At 45.0% G+C, this 6,063-nt stretch carries 6 protein-coding genes; 1 reads left to right on the top strand and 5 read right to left on the bottom strand.

The window, feature by feature from the left end:
- Positions 1-72: 72 nt before the first annotated feature.
- The 5 genes from CAG69_RS05895 to cobT form a co-directional block, all read right to left on the bottom strand.
- Positions 73-1,869 carry a M3 family oligoendopeptidase gene (locus CAG69_RS05895; protein WP_161443148.1) on the bottom strand — a complete coding sequence of 599 codons (1,797 nt, stop codon included), beginning with the start codon at positions 1,867-1,869 and terminating at the stop codon, positions 73-75.
- A 128-nt stretch (positions 1,870-1,997) separates the two neighbouring features.
- A complete protein-coding gene (gene cobC, locus CAG69_RS05890; protein ID WP_161443147.1) occupies positions 1,998-2,612 on the bottom strand; it encodes an alpha-ribazole phosphatase in 615 nt (204 codons plus the stop codon).
- An 11-nt stretch (positions 2,613-2,623) separates the two neighbouring features.
- Entirely contained in the window at positions 2,624-3,157 is a 534-nt protein-coding gene (gene cobU / locus CAG69_RS05885) for a bifunctional adenosylcobinamide kinase/adenosylcobinamide-phosphate guanylyltransferase (protein WP_161443146.1), read from the bottom strand.
- The gene (locus CAG69_RS05880; protein WP_161443143.1) at positions 3,154-3,960 is read right to left on the bottom strand and encodes an adenosylcobinamide-GDP ribazoletransferase; all 807 of its coding nucleotides are present in this window, start codon (positions 3,958-3,960) and stop codon (positions 3,154-3,156) included. The genes cobU and CAG69_RS05880 overlap by 4 nt, the downstream gene beginning before the upstream one ends.
- Positions 3,960-5,003: a nicotinate-nucleotide--dimethylbenzimidazole phosphoribosyltransferase gene (gene cobT, locus CAG69_RS05875; protein ID WP_161443141.1), complete on the bottom strand. Its 1,044-nt coding sequence runs from the start codon at positions 5,001-5,003 to the stop codon at positions 3,960-3,962. The genes CAG69_RS05880 and cobT overlap by 1 nt, the downstream gene beginning before the upstream one ends.
- 247 nt (positions 5,004-5,250) lie before the next feature.
- Between cobT and CAG69_RS05870 the strand changes: the two genes are divergently transcribed.
- Positions 5,251-5,940: an NAD(P)H-binding protein gene (locus CAG69_RS05870; protein ID WP_161443139.1), complete on the top strand. Its 690-nt coding sequence runs from the start codon at positions 5,251-5,253 to the stop codon at positions 5,938-5,940.
- Positions 5,941-6,063: the final 123 nt, after the last annotated feature.

Raw genomic sequence — 6,063 nt, 5'->3', positions numbered from 1 at the left:
GATTAAGATCATTATGATTTGATCAAATTTTTGTAGCTATAAAGCAGATTATGCATCAACACTGCGAAAAACTTAGCCGCGCTGTGCGAGTAAACGCTCAAACTCATCGACTTTTTCACGCACTAGCTCAACGCTCTGCTGCCAAAACGTTGGTTGGGTTAAATCCATCGATAGATGCTTTTCGACAACATCTTCCGCCATCATGCAGCCAGTATCGCGCAGCAAATTGATGTAATCGGTGTAAAACGCTTCGCCTTTGGTTTCTCGCTGTGCATAAATACCCTTGCTGAATAAGAAACCAAACAGGTATGGGTAGTTATAAAAACTCACACTATCGATAGAAAAGTGCAGCTTGCTTGCCCAGAAGTACGGATCCGGCTCGCTCATTACGTCGCCATACCATTCTTTCCAAGTTTCAGACATCAACTCACAGAATTCATCTGCGGTTAACTCTCCATCCTGGCGGCGTTCATAGAACGATTTCTCAAACTCATAGCGGACCGGAATGTTGATCATTAAAGCTAGCGCAGATGACAACTCTTCCCACAACATCTCTAGCTTTTCATCGACGTTCTCCGCTTTCGAAATCAAATGATCACGAACGATGTTTTCTGCAAAGATAGAGGCGGTTTCTGCTAACGTCATTGGGTAGTAAGTTTGGCAAAGTGGCAAATCACGAATAACCCAGTTATGGAACGCATGGCCAAGTTCATGTGCAAGAGTCATAAGGTCTGAGCGACTGCCACTCCAAGTCATAAACACAAGTGGTGTTCGCGTTGCTGGCAGTTTGGTGCAGTATGCGCCAAGACGCTTGTTGGCATTTGGCGCGGCATCAATCCAACCATTTTGTACCATCAAACGGACAAACTCCGACATCTCAGGGTTTACTGTTTCAAATGCTTCACAAATAACATCAATCGCTTCATCAAAGTCGTAGACCTTCGCTTCACCGCTCAAGGCGGGCATAGCTGCCAGATGATTCCAAGGTTTCATCTCATCCAGACCATGTACTTTCGCCATCAATAAACCCGCTTTCTGACCAATAGCTCGACTGTCTTTGGCTACGGTCATCATCGCATTTAAAGTTTCAGCTTGGATTCGGCTACCATGCAAACTCGGCTCGAGGAAGTGAACTTCACGCTTCGTCGAACGCTTTTTGTTTTCAGTTAAACGCCATCCTGCTAACGCATTCAAAATTGCAGCGAATGATTCTTGGTGCGTTTGCATTGCATCTTGTACGCCTCGCCACGCGGCTTCTTGACGCTCAAATTCAGACCCATAAAGGATGCTTGCCGCTTGAGAAAACCCAAGCTCTTCACTCTTACCATCTGCGTACTCAAGCTTCACTTTCAATGAGCCAGTCAGGTTATCGTATAGGTTACCCCAAGCCGACTTACCATCCACACTCATCGCAGCCAGTAGCTGTTCTTCGGCGTTACTAAGACGAGTATCCGCCAACTTTCTGGAATTCAAGATAGAAAAAGCTTGCCCACTGATATCAGGGTTCTCATGGTCTAACACGCGCAAGATAAACTCTTCGTCGGCATGCGTTAGTGTCAAATCAAAGGGACTGAACGCTTGAGAAAGCTCCGAAAAGATGCGGGTCATTTTACCAAGTAACGATTTCGCTTCGGCGTTTGTTGCATCAACAGAAGCATAACAACTCGCAAAATTTGCAACTGTGCCCGCTAAACGACTCGCGGCTTCATTGGTCAAAATCGCATTTTGCATGATCTCTACGTTGCCACAATCTGCTGATTGTTTATTCAAAAGATCAATACATTGTTCCACAAGAGCAATATCGTCTTGAATTCGTGGGTCAGAAAGGTCGTTATAAACGATGGACAAATCCCAACTCGGCGTTGTCATTTCTATATTTCCTTTTTATGTAACTGAGTCAATTTTCGCTTCCTGCACCTAGCAGATGGGCTTCCACTGACATCTTCCGTGACTATGCCTATAAGCAGTATCGCTTTGGGCATTTTAATATTTATAAATTAACGAGTTAAAAGAGGTACGCCAATCGAACGTACCGAGGCATAAATTTGCTCATCTATGGTAATTGTTATATGCGTGACAGAAGCGTTTCCTATCGACAACGTCGAATACCACTTTGGGTTACGCCAATCTAACTCCAATACATGAGCAAGAATCATACGAATGACGCCACCATGCGTGACGATAAGTAGATTGTCATTGATATCGTTGATGATTTGAGACCAAACGCGACATATGCGCTCAGAAAATGTGCTTAAGCTCTCAGCATTCGGCAACGTGTGTTGTGCTGGCGATTGCCAAAAAGCATCTAGCTTTTTCCACTGTTCAGTGAGCATATCAAAAGGCACACCATCAAAATCACCAAATGCCATTTCTTGTAAAGATTCATCCGTCATTACTGGTAATAATTGCTGTTCAGCAATGATGTTTGCCAGTTCTTGACAACGTGAAAGCGGAGAACAAATCACTCCACCCACACTTCGTCCACTCTCGCTCCAAGCCCGAGCAATGCTTTCTTGGTCAGCAGGCGTAACTTTTACATCCGTTTGGCCATGGAGTCCTGGTGGAGCATCTACTTTTCCATGACGCACAAGATAGATATTGAGTGTTTTCATTTTGTTCCATCCTACTCTTTAAGAACCAACGGCAAACCAGCAGCAACAAAGGTAACACGATGGCAAACACTGGCTAGTTTTTGATTCATCCGTCCTGCATTATCCACAAAGTAACGACTAACCGCCCCCAAAGGCACAATGCCCATTCCAACCTCGTTAGAGACGAATATTAACGTCGCATCTGAGCCACGTACCACCTGTATAAGCTTTTCAATTTCTGCTTCTAGCTTCTCATTGGAACATTCATCACCTAACTCAAATATCCAATTGTTGAGCCACAAGGTTAAACAATCGACCAATACAACATCGGTGGTAGCGAAACTTGTCAGTAACTCAGATAAATGAAGGGGGCATTCATGCTCTTGCCACTCGCCCCCGCGTTGCTTTTGATGATGCGCTATTCGCTCTCGCATTTCTTGGTCAAATGGCAGCGCGGTTGCAACATAATGTAATGAGTGTTGAGAAGTGGTCGATAATTGCTTGGCTGTTTTTTCCGCCAAATGCGACTTCCCAGAGCGCGCGCCACCGAGTATCAATTGCTTCATGAGATGTGATAAAACCCAATCATAGTGAGATAAACAAGCAGTTCCGATAGCTGCTGCGCTGCGCCAAGACAATCCCCCGTAAAGCCGCCAATTCGCTTGGTTAACCAACGTTTGAACATCAAACGAAATACCACGAGAACAAGCGATATAAAGATCGCCTGCGTGATACCAAGCACAAGCAATGTTATGCCACCAGTAAACAACAAAATGGAGACTTCTAAAGAAGACTGGCTATTTGCCAGCGGTTTACTTTTCGACGTATCACTGTCACTGACATAAGGCATGTCATAAATAAGCGTCGCGGCTAGTGCTCGGCTTGCGGTATAAGCGACGACAATGACCAACCAAAACTGCGGCAAGTTAGCCAGTTCACTCCAAAAAACATACTTAGCCAATAACGCCATAATGAGAGTGGCTGCACCATAAGTGCCAATGCGGCTGTCCTTCATAATAGAGAGGCGTCGCTCGACAGTCATGCCACCGCCAATCCCATCCGCCATATCAGTCAAGCCGTCTTCGTGAAATGCCCCTGTTAACAATAAGCTAAACACCATTGTTAATACTATGGCAACCGATTCTGGGAAAAGAATTGAGGTGAGCGAAAATACCAGAGCACAAAGCGCTCCAATTACGAGACCAACTAACGCGAAGTAACGGCCAGCCTGATTCATGCGTTCTTCACTGTATGGCAACGCTTGGGGTACGGGTAAGCGACTAAAAAAACTGATAGCTAATAGAAACAACTCCCACTGGTATCTTAACGATGACGGCGTGACGTTCTCAGAATTATCAGGGACTGACACTATACTGTAACTCCTGCACTCTCAAAGCTCGCCATCTTGTTGTAAAACTGGGCAGCAGCTTTTAACAAGGGTAAGGCAAGAGCGGCTCCGGTTCCCTCCCCTAATCGTAAACCAAGATCGAGTAGAGGTTCTGCTTTTAGGTACTCTAATACAAACTTATGTCCATTTTCTTCGGAGCGGTGGGCAAACAACATGTATTCGCGTGCTTCTTCGTCTAGCAACGTTGCAATATACGCAGCAACCGATACGATAAATCCATCCACTAAAACTGGGGTTTTAAGCCGCTTGGCTTCTAAAAAAGCGCCCACCATTTGTACGATTTCAAACCCTCCAACCTGTGCGAGAATCGCTTTGGTATCCAGAGTTCGACATCGGTTCACGCCCTGAGCCACTAGTTTATATTTACGGCTCAACTGCTGTTGATTGATTCCTGTACCGACACCAACACAATAGTCAATATCTAATGAACTCAGCGCCGATAACAGTGCGGAAGCCGAACTGGTGTTACCAATGCCCATCTCACCGAACATCAATAGATTTGAGCCAGACAAAATGGTTTGCTCAGCAATCTTCGCGCCATACTCTAAACCTAGCGCCACTTGTTCTGGGGACATCGCTGATTGTTTAGAGAAATTAGCCGTACCGTTACCCAACCGTTGTTCAACCAAGTTTGGATGAAACTTAAATTCTGGAACCAGCACATCAATAGGTGCCAACATGCCGCAATCTATTACTTTGAGTTGGATGCCATTGATGTCGCAAAAGCAGTTGATGGCTGCGCCGCCAGCGAGAAAGTTAGCCATCATTTGCTGAGTGACTTCGCTTGGCGCAATGCTCACGCCCTCCTCTGCAACGCCGTGATCTCCAGCAAATACCAGCATGCTTGGTTTGCAGATAGCGATGGAATCAACTGGCTGAGGTTTATCCTGACTTTGAATAAGAGCTAACTGCAGTGCCACCTTTTCCAATAAGCCTAAAGAACCGACGGGTTTGGTTTTGTTATCTATGCGTGCTTGTATCTCCGCAGCAAAAGAGTCATCCATTTTTTACGTTCCTTTGATGTTGTCTGGGTGAGAGGTGTTCCATTGATTAAGAAATCTTGCTCAGCCCCAGTTTTGAGCGTCCGCTATTGTATACCCTTGCATCCACTTGGGGCAGCGCTAATCAGGTTTCTGTCAGGAAAGTCTACTGAGTTCGCAGAGCGTCTCACCTTTCGAGCATTCGATTATAAGTAACTCCTTGAAATCCGCTACAATAGCTTAGGCTATATTCCCATATAGGAGAAAGGACATGGATAACAACACCTGCGCCATCATCGCTGGGGCGACTGGCTTAGTCGGTTCAAAAGTCATTACAAACCTCATAAATCAATCAGGTGTTGGTACCTTATATTATATTTCTCGCCGCCCACTCGATGGCGTCCTAGATGCGGACAATAAGCTTGTTCCTCTCATTGATGCCGACCTCTCTATCCACCAATGGGATGATAACCAACCAACACCGACCATCGGCTTTATCTGTTTAGGCACAACTCTTAAGCAAGCAGGCAGTAAGGATAATTTACGTAGAGTAGATGTTGATCTGGTGTGTAAAGTCGCCCAACAGATGAAAACGATCGGAGTCAAACGCCTTGCGGTTGTTTCTAGCCTTGGTGCAAATAGTAAATCACCATCCCATTACTTAGCCTGTAAAGGACAAATGGAACAAAGAATCGAAGCTATGGGTTTTGAGGAAATCGTGTTTGTTCGCCCAGGCCCGCTTGCTGGTCAACGTCAAAGCCCAAGAACGGACGAGAAGTTAGTGCAAACTCTGTTTAAGGTAATTCGCCCATTCATGCTTGGCAAACTGTCCAACTTTTTACCTATTCGAGCGGAAGATGTCGCCAAAGCGATGATTTATCAACTTTTCAGTTATCAAGAAGACTCGGTGGTTTACTTACAAAGGAAAGAAATGCGTGACTTACTGCATCACTACGAATAACCATTTTGTACAATTAACGTGCTAATTCACGCTCTCACGCGACTTAGATCTCGTTTTTATATTCATTTTAGATCTAGCTAATACCCGTTTGTCATTTTTAAAGTTATATCACGAGCGTTATCT

The sequence above is a fragment of the Vibrio sp. V43_P6S15P86 genome, assembly GCF_009904725.1.
GTDB lineage: Bacteria > Pseudomonadota > Gammaproteobacteria > Enterobacterales > Vibrionaceae > Vibrio > Vibrio diabolicus.
The sequence above is the reverse complement of the archived record's forward strand: the minus strand, read 5'-3'. Positions and strand labels throughout refer to the sequence as shown.